Here is a 17,434-nt window from a genome sequence, read left to right as displayed (position 1 = left end):
GACATGGAGCGGAGCGGGAGGCTGGTGCTGCACGGCGCGCGGATGGTGGACGCGGAGGGGACCGTCGAGGACTTCTGGCTGGTCGCGGACGACGGTGTGATCGTCGAGGTCGGGACTGGGCGAGGCTGGGAGCGGGTGGCCGAGGGCGCGCCGGTGCACGACGCGGGCGGGCTGACGGCGACTCCGGGGTTCGTCGATCTGCACGTGCACGGCGGGGCGGGGCGCAGCTTCGACGAGGGCGCGGGCGGGATGCGGGCCGGGCTCGCGCTGCACCGCGCGCACGGGACGACGCGCTCGCTGGTGAGCCTGGTCTCGGCGCCGCTCCACGAGCTGGAGGCGTCGCTCGACACGGTCGCCTCGCTCGTGGCGGAGGATCCGCTCGTCCTCGGTGCTCACCTGGAGGGGCCGTTCCTCGCGCCGTCCCGCTGCGGGGCGCACGACCCGGACGCCTTGATCGCGCCGACGCCCGAGGCGGTCGAGCGGCTGCTCGACGCGGCGCGCGGGAGGCTCCGGCAGATCACGATCGCGCCCGAGCTGCCGGGGGCCCTCGAAGCGATCGAGCGGCTCAGTGAGGCGGGCGTCGTCGTCGCCGTCGGCCACACCGAGGCGGACGCGGCGACGACGCGCGCGGCGATCGAGCGCGGGGCTCGGCTGGTCACCCACGCCTTCAACGCGATGCCGGGCATCGGGCACCGCGCGCCGGGACCGATCCCGGTGGCGCTGGCCGACGAGCGGGTGGTGCTGGAGCTGATCCTCGACGGCGAGCACGTGGACGTGGACGTGGCGCGGCTCGCGTTCGCCTCGGCGCCCGGACGGATCGCGCTGGTCACCGACGCGATGGCGGCGGCGGGAGCGGGCGACGGCGCCCACCGGATCGGCCGGCTGCGCGTCGACGTCCAGGGCGCGGTCGCCCGGCTGGAGGGCACGGCGACGCTCGCCGGCTCGACGCTGACGCTCGACGCGGCGCTCCGCCGTGCGGCCGGGGCGGTCGGAGCCGGCGTCGGCCTGGGTCTCGAGGCCGCGGTCGGTGCGGTCACCGCGACTCCCGCCCGCGTGCTCGGCGCGGAGCAGCGGTTCGGCGCGCTCGCGGTCGGCCGGGCGGCCGACGTGGTCCTGCTGGACGACGCCCTGCAGGTGCGGGCGGTGTGGGCCGCGGGCGAGCCGGTCGCGACGGGCTAGATCCTCCGCAGGGCGAGGTGCAGGGGTGCGCCACTCCGCAGGTCCACCGAGAGGGTGCGCGGGTCGACCTGGAGCGCTCCGGGCGTGCCCTCCTCGAGCTCGACGTCGACCGGCAGCCGCACGAGCACGCGCTCGCCGAGCCGTGCCGCCGCCGCGTCGAGGGGACTGCGGAGCACGCACTCGACGGACTCCGGGCTCCAGGTGAGCGACTCGACCCGCAGCGCGCCGCGCAGGTGCAGGCCGGTGATCCGGCCCTCCGACCAGCGCGCGGGCAGGGCGGGCAGCAGGTGCAGCGTCGTGCCGTCGGAGCGGGCGAGCATCTGCGCCACCAGGGCGGGCAGCCCGCCCGCCGCGTCGACGTTGAAGATGGCGTCGGCGTCGTGGGTCGGCATCATGTTCGGGCGCCAGTGCAGGCGGGCCAGCCAGTCGACGCACTGCAGCGCCGCGTCGGCGTCGCCGAGGGTCGCGGCGGCGACGCCGGCCTGCACGAGTCCGAAGGCCATCTCCATCCGGCCGGGCGGGGCGGTCGGCTCCTCGGCGCGCCAGCGCAGCCGGGCGCGGACCGCCTCGAGCGCCGCGGCGCCGACGCCGGGATCGGCGGCGGCCGGGACGCCCTCGTACCACCAGGGGTAGAGGTGCGAGGCGTGCCGGTGCTCCGGCCGGTCGGTGAGGGCGGGGTCCTGCCACTCGGCCAGCTGCCCGTCGGGGCTGACGCGGTAGCCGGGGAGCCCGGCGGCGAGCGCCTCCCACTCCTCGGCGGTGTCGGAAGCGTCGGGGGCGACCAGCCGCTCGATGCGCGCGGCGAGCAGCAGGGCGTCGCGGATCATCGCGACCTCCGACGTCGCGTCGCGCGTGATCGGCGTCTCCTGGTCGCCGGGGTGGTTCTCGGGGGAGTAGCCGGGCGAGACGTGCGCGGTGCCGTCCTCGTCGAGCACCAGCGCGTGCCGGTAGCAGGCGACGACCTCGCGGGCGAAGGGCCGGGCCCAGTCGCGGAGGAACTCCTCGTCGCCGGTGCCCGACCAGTGGTCCCAGGCGAGGCGGAGGATCCAGCCGCCGCCGCCGAGCCAGTACTGCAGCGGGTACTCGGCCGTGAAGTGGTTGGCGCGGCCGTGCCCGGAGATGCGGGTGGGCAGCAGGAAGCCGGGCGCGCCGAGGATGCGCTCGGCGTTGAGGCGGTAGTCGTCCTCGAACTCGGCGACGGCGGTGAAGAAGGAGCGCAGCAGCTCGGGCGTGCCGGTCGTGCCGAGCGAGGCGACGCCGCCGTTCTGCACGTTGCCGTTGAGCGTGTAGTCGGAGGACCAGGCCGGCGCCCAGGAGCCGGCCCAGACGCCCTGCAGGCTGGCGGGCAGCTCACCGGTCGAGGCGATGATCGCGTGCCGGCCGGCGGCGAAGGCGCGCTCGACGAGCTCGTCGGTCGCCGCGGGGTCGGCGCGCACCTCCTCGATGCTCCGCGCGGTCGCGGCGCCGAGGGAGAACGAGCAGGCGCCGACGAGCCGCTCGTGCGGGGTGGTCGCTGCGGGGTAGCGGACGAGCACCGGCGGAGCGACGGGCGCGGACGCGGTCGAGGTGACCGAGACGCGCAGCTCCAGCTCGAGCTCGCGCGCGCCGGAGACGCGCCAGACGGGCCAGGGCGCGTCGCGCTCCCGCTCGACGGACTCCTGGCCCCGCAGCAGGCGCGCGACGACGAGGGCGGAGCGGAAGCCCGCCGGGCGGGGGTGGCGGGGCACGGTCTCGAGGGCGAGGGTCTCGCCTCCGTCGACGGCGCGGACGACGGCGTGCTCGCGGTGGTCGCGCGGGGCGTCGGGACCGAGGTCGGGCTCGGTCGGCTCGTCGGCCGGGGCGAGCCGGAGCAGGCCGGAGAAGGGCGAGTCCGCGTGCACCGAGACGAGGAGCCGGTCGGCGCCGCGATCGGCGCGCACGGTGACGGCGAGGCCGGTCGGCAGAGTGAGGGAGGCAGTGCCCGTCGGGTAGTCGACGGAGCGCTCGCGCGTGCCGCCCGAGGACCCGGTGGTCAGCTCGAGCCGCAGCACCCCCGCGGGTACCAGCGGGTCGGCGTCGAGCAGCGAGCCGTCGTGCCCCTCCTCGGCCCAGGCGCGGGTGTGCCACTCCTCCATCCGCTCGGCGTCCGCGGCGCCGACGGGCGCGTGCGCGAGCAGCGCGCGGATCTCGGGCAGCAGCGGCGCGAGCAGCGGCGGCCCGACCAGCGGGTCGACCGGCAGCCGCAGCCGCTCGTGCGAGAGGGAGACGACCGCGCCGCCGCCGCCGTCGCCGTCGCCCTCGCCCTCGGGGCCCTCGCCGTCGGCGCCCTCGTACAGTGCCGCGCCGGTCGTCCCGGTGCCGACCATCAGCCCGGTCTCCCAGCCGGCGGCGGCGGTGCTGCCGTGGAAGCCTCCGGAGCCGGCCGTGCTGTGGTGAGAGCCGTCGGCGCTCATCGGGGTGCTCGTCGGGATGCTCATCGCGCCGCGATCGCGAGCCGCAGGCGGCGCGGCTCGGTCGTGGAGCCGCCGAGCAGGATCCGGGTGCCGGCGACGCGGTCGGCGCCGCCGACGTACGTGAACATCTCGCCGTCGTCGAAGACCGGCGGGACGCCGTCGCCCGGCTCGGTCTCGATCGAGAGCACGGCGGAGCCGGTGGCGACGGTCGCGGAGGCTCCGTCGAGCCACCAGCCGTCCTCGAGGGCCGCGGCCCCCGCCACGAGTGCGTCGCCGTCGACGACCAGCTCCAGCGCGTAGCGCGTCTCGAGCCCGGTGAAGGAGACCCGCACGTCGATCCCCTTCTCGTCGATCTCGACCGCCACCTCGGTGCGCAGCTCGACGTCGAAGCGCTCGCGGCGGGCGAAGTCCATCACCGAGAAGAAGCGGCCCTCGCTGTCCGGGACGGCGGTGACGGCGGGCGCGTCAGCGCCGAGCGTGTCGTAGTAGCCCGAGACGCGCCGCTCGACGAGCACGCCGCCGCGCTCGGTCTGCTCCAGCGTCTGCGGGCGCGCGCAGCCGAGCGAGAAGAACGCGGGCGAGACGCGGAGCGAGCGCAGGACGAGTCCGTGCGCGCGGGCGCGGAGCAGGGTCGCCGAGTTGGCGAGTCCGGAGCCGATCCGGCCGGTGGCCGCGAAGTCGCTGCCGGCCGAGACGGACACGGAGAGTGCGCCCTCGCGACGGCGGAGCAGCCGGCTGACCGGGTAGCCGCGCGTGACGGAGGCGGGCGTCGCGGCGGGCTCGGGCAGGAGTCCGCCGAGCTCCGGGCGGCGCAGCAGCTCGGCGAGGTGCCGCTCCGGCTCGCGCAGCGTCCGGCCGAGGATCTGCCCGACGATCCGGGCGGCGTCGCGGTCGCCGTCCTCGAGCGCGAGCAGGCGGTAGGGCGAGAGCAGGTTCTCGACGTCGTAGGGGATGGTCTGGTCCTGCCGGCGCGAGTGCACGCACTCGATCTCGCCGTCGTCCTCGACCAGGCCGGCGATAGCACGGAGGTTCCGCCGCACCGGCTCGAGCAGCGCCGCCCGGTCGAGGTCGTGCGCGAGCGCGAGCAGGCTCGGGTTCGTGACCTCGGTGGCGTAGACGGCGCTCCGCTCGCTGTACTGACCGTCGGCGTCGATGTCGACGCCCTCGGCCAGCCAGGCGTCGGCGCGGTCGAGCAGCGCGGCGGCGAGGGCGCCCGACGCGCCGTCCGCCGAGCGCCCGCCGTGCACGTGCACCGCGAGGGCGGCGAGGGCGCTCGCCAGCTCCCAGCGGTGGTTCGGCGTGTGCACGCCGCCCGCCAGCATCGCGGGCGAGGCCGCGACGGCGATGTCCGCGAGTCCCGCTCGGAGCTCGTCGAAGCCCGCGGGCCGGTAGCGGTCGAGCAGCTCGACGCAGCCGCAGAGGTCGTTGATCGTGAACGCGGTGTCGGGCGGGGAGGCGAGGTTGCCGCTGCTCGAGAACAGCCCGCTGTCGAGCTGCTGGACGGCGAGGTGCCGGAGGTAGGTCTCGGCCGTCTCGCGCAGCTCCGGCCCCTCGTCGCCCTCCGCGATCGCCTGGGCGACGAGGGAGGTGATGGCGCGCATGGTCGGGCGCGGGCCGAGCCCGCTCAGCGGCTGCCGGGCGCGCCCGGCGAACTCGTCGCACCGCACGCGGGCGTCCGCGATCAGCCGGGCGGCGTAGGGGGCGTCGTCGACGGTGGTCACGGGGTCTCCACGGGGTGAGGATCGGAAGCGGGGGAAGGAACGGCAGCGGGGGAGAGGCGGAGGCTCACGACCTCGAACGGCCGAAGCTCGAGCGCGATCCGGCCGGAGTCGACGCCCAGCAGCGCCGTCCCCTCGACGTCGCGGTCGAGCAGGTCGACCTCGCGGACGCGGCCGAGCGGATGTGCGACGACCAGCGCCGTGCGAACGCGTCCGCCGAGCGCCTCGTGCAGCCGGACGATCACGTCGCCGCTGCGGTCGGCGGCGAGGGTGACGGTGTCGACGACCACGGCCGGGTCCTCGACGGCGACGAGCGCCTCCGGGACCGAGCCGCCGAGGACGACGCGCGGCGCGGTGCTCGCGGCGAAGCCGGCCCGGACGGCGTCGGCGATGCCGGGCGCGACCGTGAGCGTGCTGAGGAACTCGTGCTCGCCCTGGTCCGCCTCCGGATCGGGGAAGGTCGGCGCGCGCAGCAGCGACTGGCGGACGACGGTGCTGACGCGGCCGTCGTCGATCGTGCGCTGGACGTCGTAGCCGTAGACCGCGTCGGAGGCGACGGCGACGCCGAAGCCCGGCTCGCCGACGTGCAGCCAGCGGTGCGCGCAGATCTCGTACTTCGCGGCCTCCCAGCTGGTGTTGGTGTGCACCGGGCGGCGGACGTGGCCGAACTGCGTCTCGGCCGAGGAGTGCTCGGCGTGCACGTCGAGCGGGAAGGCGAGCTTCAGCAGCTTCCGCCGCTCGTGCCAGTCGACGACCGTGCGGATCCGGACCGCGGGCTCGCGGGGATCGAGGGCGATCGTCTGGGTCGCCGTGCTGCCGGTGCGCCCGAAGCTCCGGCGGACGACGACGCTCGCGCCGTCCTCGCCGAGCTCGACCGTGCCGTCGACGAGGTCGACGACGGTGTCGCGGTAGGCGGCGTCGAGGTCCCAGGCGTCCCACTGGTTGGGCTCGTCGCGGTGCAGCTGCAGCAGGTTCCCGACCCGTCCGGCGGGCAGCAGCTCGCGCCCGGAGTCGCGGTCGACGACGCTCGAGAGCTGCCCGGTGGCCGTGACCACGACGGTGAGCAGCGGTGACTCGAGCACGAAGCCCTCGCCGTCGGCGCGGACGATCAGGCCCTCGACGGGCGTGACCACCGCCCCGCCCCGCGCCGGCACCCCGCCGACGACTACCGGCGCCGCGTTCAGGGCGATCCGCCGCTCGCCCGGCCCGACGAGCACCGCGAGCCGCTCGCCGATCATCCGCTCGAGCGCGTCCGTCACCTCGGCGTGCGTGCGCTCGGCCTCGCGGTGCACCCAGGCGATCGCGGTGCCGGGGAGGATGTCGTGGAACTGCAGCAGCAGCACCCGCCGCCAGAGCGCGTCGAGCTCGTCGAACGGGAACGGCACGCCGTGCCGCAGGAACGCGACGCTCGCCCAGTGCTCCGCCTCGGCCAGCAGCCGCTCGTTGCGCCGGTTGCCCTGCTTGGTGCGCGCCTGCGAGGTGAGGATGCCGCGGTGGAACTCGAGGTACATCTCGCCGGACCAGACCGGCGGGTCGGCGTACTCGGCCTCGGCGGCCTCGAAGAAGTCGTGCGCGGAGGAGAACTCGATCCGCGGCGAGCCCTCGAGGTCGGACTGCAGCCGGGCGAGCGCCATCATCTCGCGGGTCGGCCCGCCGCCGCCGTCGCCGTAGCCGAACGGCATCAGCGAGCGGGTCGCCCGCCCGTGCTCCTGGAAGTTGCGGACGATCCGCGCCAGCTCGGTCGGCCGCAGGTCGCCGCTGTAGGTGTTCGACGGCGGGAAGTGGGTGAAGATCCGCGAGCCGTCGAGCCCCTCCCAGACGAAGGAGTGGTGCGGCATCGCGTTGGTCTCGTTCCAGCACATCTTCTGCGTGAAGAACCAGCGCAGCCCCGCCTTCCGCAGCAGCTGCGGCAGCGCGGCCGGGTAGCCGAACGAGTCGGGCAGCCAGCCGACCTCGCTGATCGCGCCGAACTCCTCCTGGAAGAAGCGCGCGCCCTGCTGCAGCTGGCGCACCAGCGACTCGCCGGAGGGCATGGTGACGTCGGACTCGACCCACATGTTGCCGACCGGCACGAAGCGGCCCTCGCGGACCCGCTCGACGATGCGGGCGAAGATCCCGGGGTGGTGCTCCTTCATCCAGGCGAACTGCTGGGCGGAGGAGCAGGTGAAGACGGCGTCCGGGTCGCAGTCCATCAGGTCGAGCACGTTGGAGAAGGTGCGCGCGCACTTGCGGACGGTCTCGCGGGTCGGCCAGAGCCAGGCGGAGTCGATGTGGGCGTGGCCGGTCGCCGAGATGCGGTGCGCGGAGTGCGCGGCCGGCGCGGCGAGCAGCGGCGCGATCACCGCGCGCGCGTCGGCGACGGTGCCGGCGAGGCCGTCGGGGTCGACGGTGTTCAGGGCCCGGGTCAGCCCGGCGAGGATCTCGTGCCTCCGCGGTTCGGTGACCGGCAGCTCGTCGTGCAGCCCGCGGAGGACGCCGAGCTCGAGGCCGAGCCGCTCGGCGACGGTGTCGACCAGCACGACGGAGAAGCGGCCGAGGCGGTAGAGCGGCTCGACGGGCGCGGTGGCGCGGTCGCCGAACGGGGTGGGCGAGAAGCCGTCCGGGCCGGCGAAGTCGTTCCCGCCGGTGAGGTCGGGGTTGGACGCGCCCTCCACCCAGACGAGGAACTCCTCCCCGGGAGCCGCGTCGAGCGGCACGTGGTGGTTGCGCGGCTCGAGGCCCTTGAGCACCCGGCCGTCCTCGGCACGGGCGAGCCCCTCGCACTGGAACCCGGGCTTGGCCCGGTTGAAGCCGAGGTCCAGCGAGAGCTCGATCCGGAACCGGTCGCCCACGTCGCTCCACAGGGCGGGCACCGTCCCGGTCACCCGGAACCAGGTGGTGTCCCAGGCGGCGCCCCACGGCGCTCCCGGCTCGATCGTCTCGTAGCTGTTCCGCGGGTCGGTCGCGGTCTCGAAGGCGACCGGCTCGCCGGCGGCCGTCCACGCGGCGACGGCGAGCGGGATCCGCTCGGCCGTCACCGCGAGGGGGAGGCGCTCGGCGAGGAAGCGGTCGACGCGGGCGGCGGCCTTGGTTTCGTCGTGGTGCATCTCTAGTCGCGCAGCCCCGCGTTGATGTCGGACCCGGTGATGTACTTCTGGAACACCAGGTAGATCGCCACCAGCGGCAGCATCGAGAGCACCGAGGCGGAGAGCAGGATCGCCCAGTCGATGTTCTGGGCGCCGATCAGCTGGCGGAGCGCGATCTGCAGGGTGAAGTTCTTCGGGTCGCTGAGGATGATCAGCGGGAAGATGTAGTCGTTCCAGCGCCACTGGAACGAGATGATCGACAGCGTCAGGATGATCGGCTTCGACAGCGGCAGCATGATCCGGAAGAAGATCGAGAGCTCGCGCGCCCCGTCGATCCGGGCGGCGTCGAGCAGCTCGTCCGGCACCGTGATGAAGAACTGCCGGAACATGAAGACACCGGTGGGCGTGAGGATCGACGGCATGATGATGCCCATCAGCGTGTTGTACATGCCGAGGTCGCGGACCACGGTGAAGACCGGGTTGAGGATGACCTCGCCGGGCAGCATCGTCGTCGCCAGGATGCAGAGCGCCAGCACGCTCAGCCACGGCGACTTGTACTTCGCCAGGGCGTAGCCGGTCGTCGCGCTGAAGAAGACGGTGAGCAGCGTGGTCAGCGTCGCGACCACGAAGGTGTTCGAGAAGTAGCGGAGGAAGTCGACCCGCTCGAGCGCGCGCTGGTAGCCGTCGAGGGTCCACTCGCGCGGCAGCAGCGAGAGCGGGTAGGTGAAGAGGTCGCCGCCGCCCTTGAAGGAGCTGAGCAGGAACCAGAGCAGCGGGAAGAGGGTGAGGATCGCGATCGCCCAGAGCATCGCGGTCGGGCCGATCGAGCGGCGGAACTCGCCGGTCTTCTTCCGGGTCATCGGCGCGGGCGCGGCCGGCGTGCGCTTCGGGCGGGTCGTGCGGACGGGGGCGGGGGTCGTGGTCACCATGCCTGGCTCCTCTTGCTGATGGCGAGCTGGATGGCGGCGATGATCAGCAGGATCACCAGCAGCACCATCGAGGCGGCGCTGGCGTAGCCGACGTTCGACTGCGCGAATCCGGTCTGGAAGATGTACTGGACGATGAGCTGGTTCTCGGTGCCCGGGCCGCCGTTGTTGAGGGCCTGGATCATCGCGAACTCCTTCATGTGCCCGAGCGTCGAGAGCAGGACCACGAGCAGCGTGGTCGGCGCGATGCCGGGGAGGGTGATCGACACGAAGCGCTGCCAGGGGTTGGCGCCGTCGAGCTCGGCCGCCTCGTACTGCGAGACCGGCACGTTGTTCAGCGCGGCGATGAACAGCAGCATGTTGAAGGCCGCTCCGCCCCAGGCGGAGGCGAGGATCACGACGAAGAGCGAGAGATCGGCGTTCGAGGACCACGGCACGGCGCCGCCGCCGAGCGAGGTGATGGCGAAGTTGACGAAGCCGAAGCTCTCGCCGAACATCCAGCGCCAGATGACGCCCGCGACGATGGGGGAGACCAGCCAGGGCAGGAAGAAGATGATGCGGGCGCCGATCTTGCCCTTGGCACGCGCATTGTTCAGCGCGACGGCCATCAGCAGCGAGAGGCCGCAGGCGAACGGCACCGAGAACAGCGCGTAGACGAGCGTGCGGCCGACCGCGGCGTAGAACACCGGGTCCTGCGCGAGCGCCGTGTAGTTGTCGAGGCCGACGAACTCGATGTCGCCGAAGCCCCGGTAGGAGGTGAAGGAGTACATCACGCCGAGCGCGCCCGGCCAGACGAAGAAGAGGGCGAAGAGGATCGCGACGCCGACCGTCAGCAGCACCGTGCTGACGACGTAGCGGGGGCGGCGCACGGGGCGCCGGCGCGAGCCCTTCGATCCGCGACCTGCGCCGGGGACCGTGAGGACCGCCTCCGGTGGTGAGGACGGAGTGACGAGCGGCTGGACGGTCATGATGCTCTCCTGATCGGGTGATCGGCGGTGCGATCGGTCGAGGGGGAGGGCGGTGCGGGGAGAGGACCCCGCACCGCCCGGGGGACCTACTCGCCGAGGGCGGCCTGGGTCGTCGACAGGATGTTGTCGATGGTCTCGTCGACGCTCTGCTGGTCGTTGAGGTACTTGATCGTCTCGTCCTTGAGCGGCTCCGACTGGAGGAACTTGCCCTCGTAGCCGCCGATCAGCTGGTCGACGGTCTGCAGCGAGGAGACGGCGGGCGAGGCCGCGATCTCGGCGTTGTAGAGCGCGAACGCGTCCTGGTTGGCCGGGTAGTTCATCTCGAGGCCAGTGACGGCGGGCAGGCAGCCGGCGATCTCGCAGTACGCGGAGTACTGCTCGGGCTGGTAGAGCCAGTCGATGAACTTCTGGGCCTCCTCCTCCTGGCCGGTGCCGTCGAAGGCGACGATCCACGAGGCGGCGCCGTAGTTGGTCGCCTTGACGGGCTGCTGCGGGGTCGGCACCGAGGCCCACTCGAACTCGGTGATGTTCGACTGGAAGTCCGCGATCTGCCAGACGCCGGAGTAGTAGGAGACGACCTGGCCGCTCTTGAAGGTCGCGCTGGCGTCCTCGCCGGCGGTCCAGACCGACTTGGGCATGAACCCGTCGTCGTTGAGCTTCTTGAAGTACTCCAGCGCCGTCTTCGTCTCGGCGTTCGCGGTGAAGGTGCCGCCGTCGTCGACGATGCCCTCGCTGCCGAACTCGTAGAGGAAGGAGCGGAGGCGGTGCGCGGAGTTGTCCATCACCATGCCGTACTGCGCGCCGGTGGCCGCCTGGACCTCCTCGGACTTGGCGACGAACTCGTCCCAGGTCCAGCTCTGCGTCGCGTCGGTGGGGTAGGAGACGCCGGCCTCGTCGAAGAGCGACTTGTTGATGAACATGCCGACCGAGGTGAGGCTGGTGGGCAGCGCCTTGACCTTGCCGTCCTCGGGGTCGGGCACGGCGAGCAGCGGCAGGATGTCCTGGTCGGTCGCGATCTGCGAGAGGTCGAGGATCTGGTCCTTCCACAGCGGGTCGACGTTCGCCGCCGCGGCGAGGGCCGGCAGGTCGTTCGCCTGAGCGCTGTTGCGCAGGCGCGTCGTCAGGTCGTCGCCCGGGACGTCGACGATCTCGACCTCGACACCGGTCTGCTCCTGGTAGAGATCGGCCATCTTTTGGTAGCCGCCGCCCTGGGTCCCGTCGCCGGAGAGGACGAACTGGAGCGGGTCGGAGGCGCCGGCTCCGGAGGAGCCGTTCGCGCACCCGGCGAGAGAAGCGATCAGCACTCCCGTGCCGAGGAGCGCCAGGGTGGCGCGTGCTGTCTTCTTCAACGGAACACCTTTCATGTGTCTGTCAGTCGACGAGGCGCGGGCGCTTCGTCGTCGAGGCGGTAGTGCTTTCTTATCAATACGACCCATATAGGTCAACAAGAATCTTCGAGGCGCCGGAAGTCGTGATCGGGCCGTAACTCGCGGAAACAGCGCCGTAACGCGAGGGTGTGCGAGGGGCTGCATCACGCGCCAGCCGCCTTGTCCCACGGGGCGAGAGATGCTTTCATGCCACTGTGACGCAAAATCCTCCGCAGGCCGCAGCCCACCTCGTCGGTGTCGACGTGGGCGGCACCAAGACCCACGTCCGCCTCCTCGACACGGACGGCGCGGAGGAGGACCTCGTCCTCCCCTCGAGCGCCTGGCGCTCCGGCGAGCTCTTCGCCGACCCCGAGAACCTGCCGCGACTGGCCGAGGTGCTGCTGCGCCTCCGCCCGCTCGCCGAGGACGCCGTCGTGGTGCTCGGCGTGCACGGCTGCGACACCCCCGGGCAGATGCGGGAGGCGACGGCGACGCTGTCGCTCCGCCTCGGCCGGCCCGTGACGGTCGTCAACGACGCCGAGCTGCTGGGCTTCGCGGAGCAGGAGGAACCGAGCATCCAGATGATCGTCGGCACCGGCGCCGTGATCTGCGGGACGACCGCGGACGGCGCCCGGATCACCGTCGACGGCCACGGCTGGCCGCTCGGCGACCGCGGCAGCGCGCACGACCTCGTGTCGACGGCGCTGCGGGCGACCCTCGTGGCCTGCGATAACGGTGTCACTCCTGAGGGCGGGGCCCCGGATCCGCTGATCGGCGCCGTCCTCACCGCGTTCGGCGCGAGCGACGCCGCGACCCTCGCCGCCGAGGCGACGCGCATCGCCGGCGGCGCGGCCTGGGGCGCGTTCGCCCCGCTCGTCTTCGAGCAGGCGGCCGCCGGGTCGGCCCTCGCCGGGCGGATCGTCGAGGACGCCGCGCAGGCGCTGGCCGCGGGCGTCGCCTCGCTCGTGCGCCGCGGGGCGATCGGCTCGCTCGTGGTGGCGGGCGGCGGCGTGATTGTCAACCAGCCCGCGTACGAGCGGCGGATCCGCGAGCGGCTGGCCGAGGGGGCTCCGCAGCTGGCGTTCGTCGTCGTGCGGCGGCCGCCGGTGGTGGGCGCGATGGCGCACGCACGGGCCCTCGCCACCGCCGAGCGCACCCTCTCGGAGGTGGCCTCGTGAGCCTGACCGGAACCCGCGGGAGCACCGCTTTCGCCCCCGGCACCACCGTCCGCGTCTTCGACTCCTTCGCCGAGGCCTCCCGCGCCGCCGCGGATCTCGTCGCCGAGCGCGTCCTCGCCGACCCGCGCGCGGTGCTGGGCGTCGCGACCGGCTCGACGCCCTCGCTGCTGTACCGCGAGCTCGCCGAGCGTGTCATGGCGGGCCGGATCGACTTCTCCGGGGTGAGCGCCTTCGCGCTCGACGAGTACGTCGGGATCGATCTCGGGCATCCCGAGAGCTACCGCGCGGTCCTCGACCGCGAGGTGCGCGTGCCGCTCGGCGTGGGCGCCGTGCACGTCCCGGACGGCACTCGCGCGGACGGCGAGCAGGCGGGGCGCGACTACGACGCGGCCATCCGCGCGGTCGGCGGCGTCGACCTGCAGATCCTCGGCATCGGCGGCAACGGGCACATCGGCTTCAACGAGCCCGGCACCCCGCACGACGCCGGCACGCACGTCGTCCGGCTCGAGCGGAGCACCCGTGAGGCGAACGCCCGGTTCTTCGACGGGCGGATCGACCGGGTGCCGGAGTCGGCGATCACGCAGGGCGTCGCGACCATCCTGTCCGCGCGCTCGCTGGTGCTGCTCGCCTCGGGGTCGGCCAAGGCGGACGCCGTGGCGCGCGCGCTGCTCGGTCCGGTCGACGTCGATTGCCCGGCCTCGGCGCTGCAGGGCCACCCGGACGTGACGGTGCTGCTGGACCAGCAGGCGGCCGCAGCGCTCGACCGGCGCCTCAGCTGAGATAGGTCGCCGTCCGCGAGCGGGCGATGATGAGCTGCGCGACGCCGACGAGCGCCGCGTCGGCACCCAGCTCGGCGGTTGCGATGCGCGGCGGGATGGTGATCCGGCCGACCAGGCGGCGCGTCACCTCCTGGATCGCGTACGCGGGCTGGCGCGAGAGGTGGCCGGCCAGCACGATCAGCTCCGGGTCGAGCACGGTGCAGAGCGCGATGCAGGACAGGCCGATGTAGTCGAAGACCTCGGCGGCGGGCGCCTGGGCGGACTCCTCGCCGGCCGCGGCCGCGTCGAGCAGGGCGCCGAGCGGGTTCGCCGCGTCGGACGCGTGCTCGCGGGCGTAGCCGCGGGAGATTCCGGCGATCCGCGACTCCAGGTCGCCCTGCGTCGTGTACGGGCGCTCGAGGTGCGAGCGCTCGGTGACCAGGTAGCCGATCTCGCCCGCGGCCGAGCGCGAGCCGCGCAGCAGCGCACCGTCGTGCACGATGCCGGCACCGACTCCGACGCCGAGCACGTAGGTGGCGAGGCTCTGCGTGCCGCGGCCGGCGCCGCGCGACCACTCGCCGAAGCCGATGGCGTTGGCGTCGTTCTCGACCAGCACGGGCACGCCGACGCGGGCCTTGAGGATGCTGCCGAGCATCACGTCGCTCCAGCCGAGCTCGATCGTGTTGGTGACCCGGCCCTCCGGACCGTGCACGATGCCCGGGATGGTGACGCCGACTCCCGCGCACGGCTTGCGGATGCGCTTCGACGCGGCCATCAGCAGGTCGACCATCTCGATGGTGCCGGCGAGGCGGCGGTCGGCGTCGGATCCGTCGCCGGAGAGCTCGAAGGCGAGGACCTCGTCGCGCACGGTCTTGCCGTCGAAGTCGACGAGGCGGCCGTGCGCCTGCGCCTCGGACACCTCGATCGCGGCGACGACGCGCGCGTCGCCGGCGTAGCGGTAGAGCGAGGACGGCCGGCCGCCGGAGGAGCGCTCGCGGCCGTCGAGCACGATGACGCCCTCGCCGAGGAGGGCCGAGCAGAGCCGCTCGACGGTGGCGGGGCTGAGGCCGGTGTGGCGCGCGATGGCGCTGCGGGAGGAGGGACCGTGCAGACGCAGGGCGTCGACGATCGCCGTCCGGTTGATCTCGGTGACGACGCGGGTCGTCGCGGTGCGCGGAACCTTCATCCGACCCTCCCTCGCGGAGTTTCCCAGCATAGTGATGAGGATCGGTGTGCTCGTGCGCGGAGCGGTCAGCGCCGGCGCCACCACCGGCGGCGGGGCCGCGCGGGCTCTTGCGGCTCGGGCGCCGCGAACCGGGCGTTCCGGCGCTCGGTCCAGGCGGAGACCTCCGCGTCGATGTCGCGCAGTGGCGTGACCACCGGCGGGCCGCCCAGCAGCTGGCGGCGGGCCTCGACGACGCGCCCGTTGAAGTCGGTCAGCACGGCCCGCACCTCGGACTCGCGCATCAGGCGGTCGAGCTGCTCGTCGAGCCTGCGGTCCTCGGCGCGGAGCAGGAACGCGGCCGGTCCGATGCCGGTGAGGTTCTCCCGCTCGATCTTGCGGCGGATCCACCAGTCCGGGTCGTGGTGCTCGCCGAGCCCCTCGAGCGGCTTGCCGGCGCCGGGCAGGTCGTCGAACTCGCCGCGGCGGATCGCCTGCTGGATCGACGTCTCGATGAACGCGGCGCGGTCCTCCGCGTTCTCCGGCAGCGAGCCGGTGCTCTCGTCGTCGGTCTCCGGCCGGCCGCCGGCCGCGCGCTCCGCGGCGTACCGGGCGGCGCGATCCCTCGCTTCGGACATGGGGCCTCCTCTCCTTCCAGGGTAGAAGAGCCCTTCCAGGGTAGAAGACCCCCGCCGACGAGAGGTACCGTGCGGTGGCATGCGCGACCTCGTCTACTACATCGCCACCTCGCTCGACGGCTTCCTCGCGGACCCGGCGGGGGACGTCTCCGCGTTCCCGACCGCGCCGGAGACCCTGGCGGACCTCTTCGAGCGCTACCCCGAGACCTGCCCGGCGCACCTGCGCGCGGCGCTCGGTGTCACGGCGCCGCCGCGCCGGTTCGACACCGTGCTGCTCGGCCGCCGGACCCATGCCCCCGCGGTGGACGCCGGGCTCGTCGACGGCGCCTACCCGCACCTGCGCCAGATCGTGGTGACGCACGGACGCCTGCCCGCCTCCGACCGGGTGGAGACGATGTCGGGCGACGTCCGGGCGCAGGTCGCGGCGCTCAAGCGGGAGCCGGGGCGCGACATCTGGCTCTGCGGCGGCGGCGATCTCGCCGCGAAGCTGATCGAGGAGATCGACGAGATCCAGGTGAAGATCTCGCCGCTGCTCCTGGGCGCGGGCGTCCCGCTGCTCGGCGGGCTCGCGCGGCCGGTGGCGCTGGAGGCGGTCGATCTGCTCGCGCTGCCCGGTGGCGTCGCGCTGGCGACCTACCGCAGGCGGGACGGCGATCAGTTGTAGGACCGTACCGACACGTTTTGACCGAGGGCCGTCCAATCGAGACCGGGGGAGTCCTCCGGCACGACGCCGTCGGGATGCACCTGCACCACGACCGAGGTGCGCTGCGACACCTCCAGGTCGCCGCCTCCGCCGCAGCCGCTCACGGGCCCGTCGTCGCCGTCGATGATCACGCAGTGGTCGTCACCGCGGATCGACGAGCCGAGGTAGACGTCCACGCCCTCGGCCGTGCCGACGAAGCGAACCGAGTCGGGGTCGATCTGCTCGCCCACGTCGCCGAGATCCGGCAGCACGTCCCGCTCGTCCCGCGTCCGATCGAAGTCCGAGTAGGGCGTCGGCCCCGCGCACCCCGCGAGCAGCGGCAGGGCGAGCAGCGCGATCGCCGCGCCGGTGGCTCTTCTGTGCCGGTGGTTCCGTGGCATCGCGTCCCCCTCGTGCTCCGGTGTGCTCACCCTAGGCGGATTCGAGGGGCGTGGACGGGCGGCGGAGCGGCTCGGGCTCGCGGAAGCGCGTCGGGCTCGTCGGAACGGCGCGATTCAGCGCGCCGGAGCCGGTTTCACGAGCCGAAGGTGGGCGTGCGCGGTCACGGCCCGCCGAGCCAGTGGTCGATGCGGTGGTGGTCGGGGGTGAAGCCGTGCTCGACGCCCCAGAGGACGGCCTGGGTGCGGCTGGAGGCTCCGATCTTGCCGTAGACGCTGCGGATGTAGGACTTGACCGTGTTGGGGCTGAGGTAGGTGAGGGCGGCGACGTCGGCGTTGCTCTTGCCCTGGGTGATCAGGGCGAGGATCTCGGACTCGCGGTCGGTGATGCCCTCGTGCCGGCCGGGCCAGTCGAGGCCGGGGGCGGTGCCGGCGCGGCGGGGCGGCTCGCTGACGACGAGCTCGCCGGAGCGGACGGCCTCGAGGGCGGCGACGAGCTCGCGCGCGGGGAGGGTCTTCGACAGGTAGCCGCGCACGCCCTGGTCGAGGGCGTCGGCGACGAGGTCGGGGTGGAAGTTCCAGGTGTAGACGACGACGTGCTCGGCGCGCGGGTTGCGGACGAGGTCGGCGAGCTCCTGCAGGTCCGACTCCGGCTGGGCGAACGAGTCGTAGAGGACGATGTCGATGCGGTCGGAGAGCGCGGCGTTCGCGTCGATCTCGGCGACGACGACGCGGTCGCGGTAGTGGTCGAACATGTGCGCGAGGCCCTTGAGCACCACGTCGTAGTCGTCGACGAGGGCGACGGTGAGGGGCGTGGGCAGGGGCGTGGGCATGCACGGACCGTACCGCGCCACCGGGCACCGTGACCACACCCCCAGGGGTGTACCGGCCACCCCTCCGCGACTGCTTGGGTTGCCCATCGGCTCAGCGACCGCAGAGCCCCACCGCACGGTCCGCCGTGCT

The 17,434-nt window shown here is 73.4% G+C and carries 14 protein-coding genes; 4 read left to right on the top strand and 10 right to left on the bottom strand.

All coding sequences use genetic code 11. The features are described from left to right. The first annotated feature begins 3 nt into the window (after window positions 1-3). Window positions 4-1,179: an N-acetylglucosamine-6-phosphate deacetylase gene (locus HQQ86_RS00150; protein ID WP_173285479.1), complete on the top strand. Its 1,176-nt coding sequence runs from the start codon at window positions 4-6 to the stop codon at window positions 1,177-1,179. Here the strand turns inward: HQQ86_RS00150 and HQQ86_RS00145 are convergent. From HQQ86_RS00145 to HQQ86_RS00120, 6 genes are all read right to left on the bottom strand, one after another. Then, on the bottom strand, window positions 1,176-3,635 hold the full coding sequence (locus tag HQQ86_RS00145) for a glycoside hydrolase family 95-like protein (protein ID WP_173285473.1): 2,460 nt from the start codon (window positions 3,633-3,635) through the stop codon (window positions 1,176-1,178). The genes HQQ86_RS00150 and HQQ86_RS00145 overlap by 4 nt on opposite strands. Further along, window positions 3,632-5,332, bottom strand: a complete 1,701-nt coding sequence (locus HQQ86_RS00140) for a hypothetical protein (RefSeq protein ID WP_173285471.1) — start codon at window positions 5,330-5,332, stop codon at window positions 3,632-3,634. Before HQQ86_RS00140 ends, HQQ86_RS00145 begins: the two co-directional genes overlap by 4 nt. Further along, complete coding sequence (locus HQQ86_RS00135) at window positions 5,329-8,415, bottom strand: glycoside hydrolase family 38 C-terminal domain-containing protein (protein WP_173285469.1); 3,087 nt, start codon at window positions 8,413-8,415, stop codon at window positions 5,329-5,331. Before HQQ86_RS00135 ends, HQQ86_RS00140 begins: the two co-directional genes overlap by 4 nt. 2 nt (window positions 8,416-8,417) lie before the next feature. Then, window positions 8,418-9,323: a carbohydrate ABC transporter permease gene (locus HQQ86_RS00130; RefSeq protein ID WP_254071763.1), complete on the bottom strand. Its 906-nt coding sequence runs from the start codon at window positions 9,321-9,323 to the stop codon at window positions 8,418-8,420. Further along, the gene (locus HQQ86_RS00125; RefSeq protein ID WP_173285467.1) at window positions 9,317-10,288 is read right to left on the bottom strand and encodes a carbohydrate ABC transporter permease; all 972 of its coding nucleotides are present in this window, start codon (window positions 10,286-10,288) and stop codon (window positions 9,317-9,319) included. The genes HQQ86_RS00130 and HQQ86_RS00125 overlap by 7 nt, the downstream gene beginning before the upstream one ends. A gap of 86 nt (window positions 10,289-10,374) precedes the next feature. Beyond that, window positions 10,375-11,637, bottom strand: coding sequence for an ABC transporter substrate-binding protein (locus HQQ86_RS00120; protein ID WP_243839919.1), 1,263 nt, complete (start codon window positions 11,635-11,637; stop codon window positions 10,375-10,377). A gap of 233 nt (window positions 11,638-11,870) precedes the next feature. Here HQQ86_RS00120 and HQQ86_RS00115 point away from each other — a divergent pair, with 233 nt between their 5' ends. Both HQQ86_RS00115 and HQQ86_RS00110 read left to right on the top strand, forming a co-directional pair. Then, window positions 11,871-12,833, top strand: a complete 963-nt coding sequence (locus tag HQQ86_RS00115; RefSeq protein ID WP_173285465.1) for a BadF/BadG/BcrA/BcrD ATPase family protein — start codon at window positions 11,871-11,873, stop codon at window positions 12,831-12,833. Further along, window positions 12,830-13,612, top strand: a complete 783-nt coding sequence (locus HQQ86_RS00110; RefSeq protein ID WP_367948491.1) for a glucosamine-6-phosphate deaminase — start codon at window positions 12,830-12,832, stop codon at window positions 13,610-13,612. Before HQQ86_RS00115 ends, HQQ86_RS00110 begins: the two co-directional genes overlap by 4 nt. Here the strand turns inward: HQQ86_RS00110 and HQQ86_RS00105 are convergent. Next, window positions 13,605-14,777, bottom strand: coding sequence for an ROK family transcriptional regulator (locus tag HQQ86_RS00105; RefSeq protein WP_173285463.1), 1,173 nt, complete (start codon window positions 14,775-14,777; stop codon window positions 13,605-13,607). The two genes, HQQ86_RS00110 and HQQ86_RS00105, sit on opposite strands and share 8 nt — an antisense overlap. Window positions 14,778-14,842: 65 nt before the next feature. Then, window positions 14,843-15,391 (bottom strand): DUF1992 domain-containing protein, encoded by a 549-nt coding sequence (locus HQQ86_RS00100; RefSeq protein ID WP_173285461.1) that lies wholly within the window; start codon window positions 15,389-15,391, stop codon window positions 14,843-14,845. Between the two features lie 79 nt (window positions 15,392-15,470). Between HQQ86_RS00100 and HQQ86_RS00095 the strand changes: the two genes are divergently transcribed. Beyond that, window positions 15,471-16,055, top strand: a complete 585-nt coding sequence (locus HQQ86_RS00095) for a dihydrofolate reductase family protein (protein WP_173285459.1) — start codon at window positions 15,471-15,473, stop codon at window positions 16,053-16,055. On the opposite strand, the gene HQQ86_RS00090 is transcribed toward HQQ86_RS00095, so the two are convergent. Continuing rightward, window positions 16,046-16,474 (bottom strand): hypothetical protein, encoded by a 429-nt coding sequence (locus HQQ86_RS00090; RefSeq protein WP_173285458.1) that lies wholly within the window; start codon window positions 16,472-16,474, stop codon window positions 16,046-16,048. The two genes, HQQ86_RS00095 and HQQ86_RS00090, sit on opposite strands and share 10 nt — an antisense overlap. A gap of 161 nt (window positions 16,475-16,635) precedes the next feature. Beyond that, window positions 16,636-17,304, bottom strand: a complete 669-nt coding sequence (locus tag HQQ86_RS00085; RefSeq protein WP_173285456.1) for a response regulator transcription factor — start codon at window positions 17,302-17,304, stop codon at window positions 16,636-16,638. Window positions 17,305-17,434: the final 130 nt, after the last annotated feature.

The organism is Rathayibacter sp. VKM Ac-2857 (genome assembly GCF_013205025.1).
Classification (GTDB): domain Bacteria; phylum Actinomycetota; class Actinomycetes; order Actinomycetales; family Microbacteriaceae; genus Rathayibacter.
This window is presented reverse-complemented; position numbering and strand designations above follow the sequence as displayed.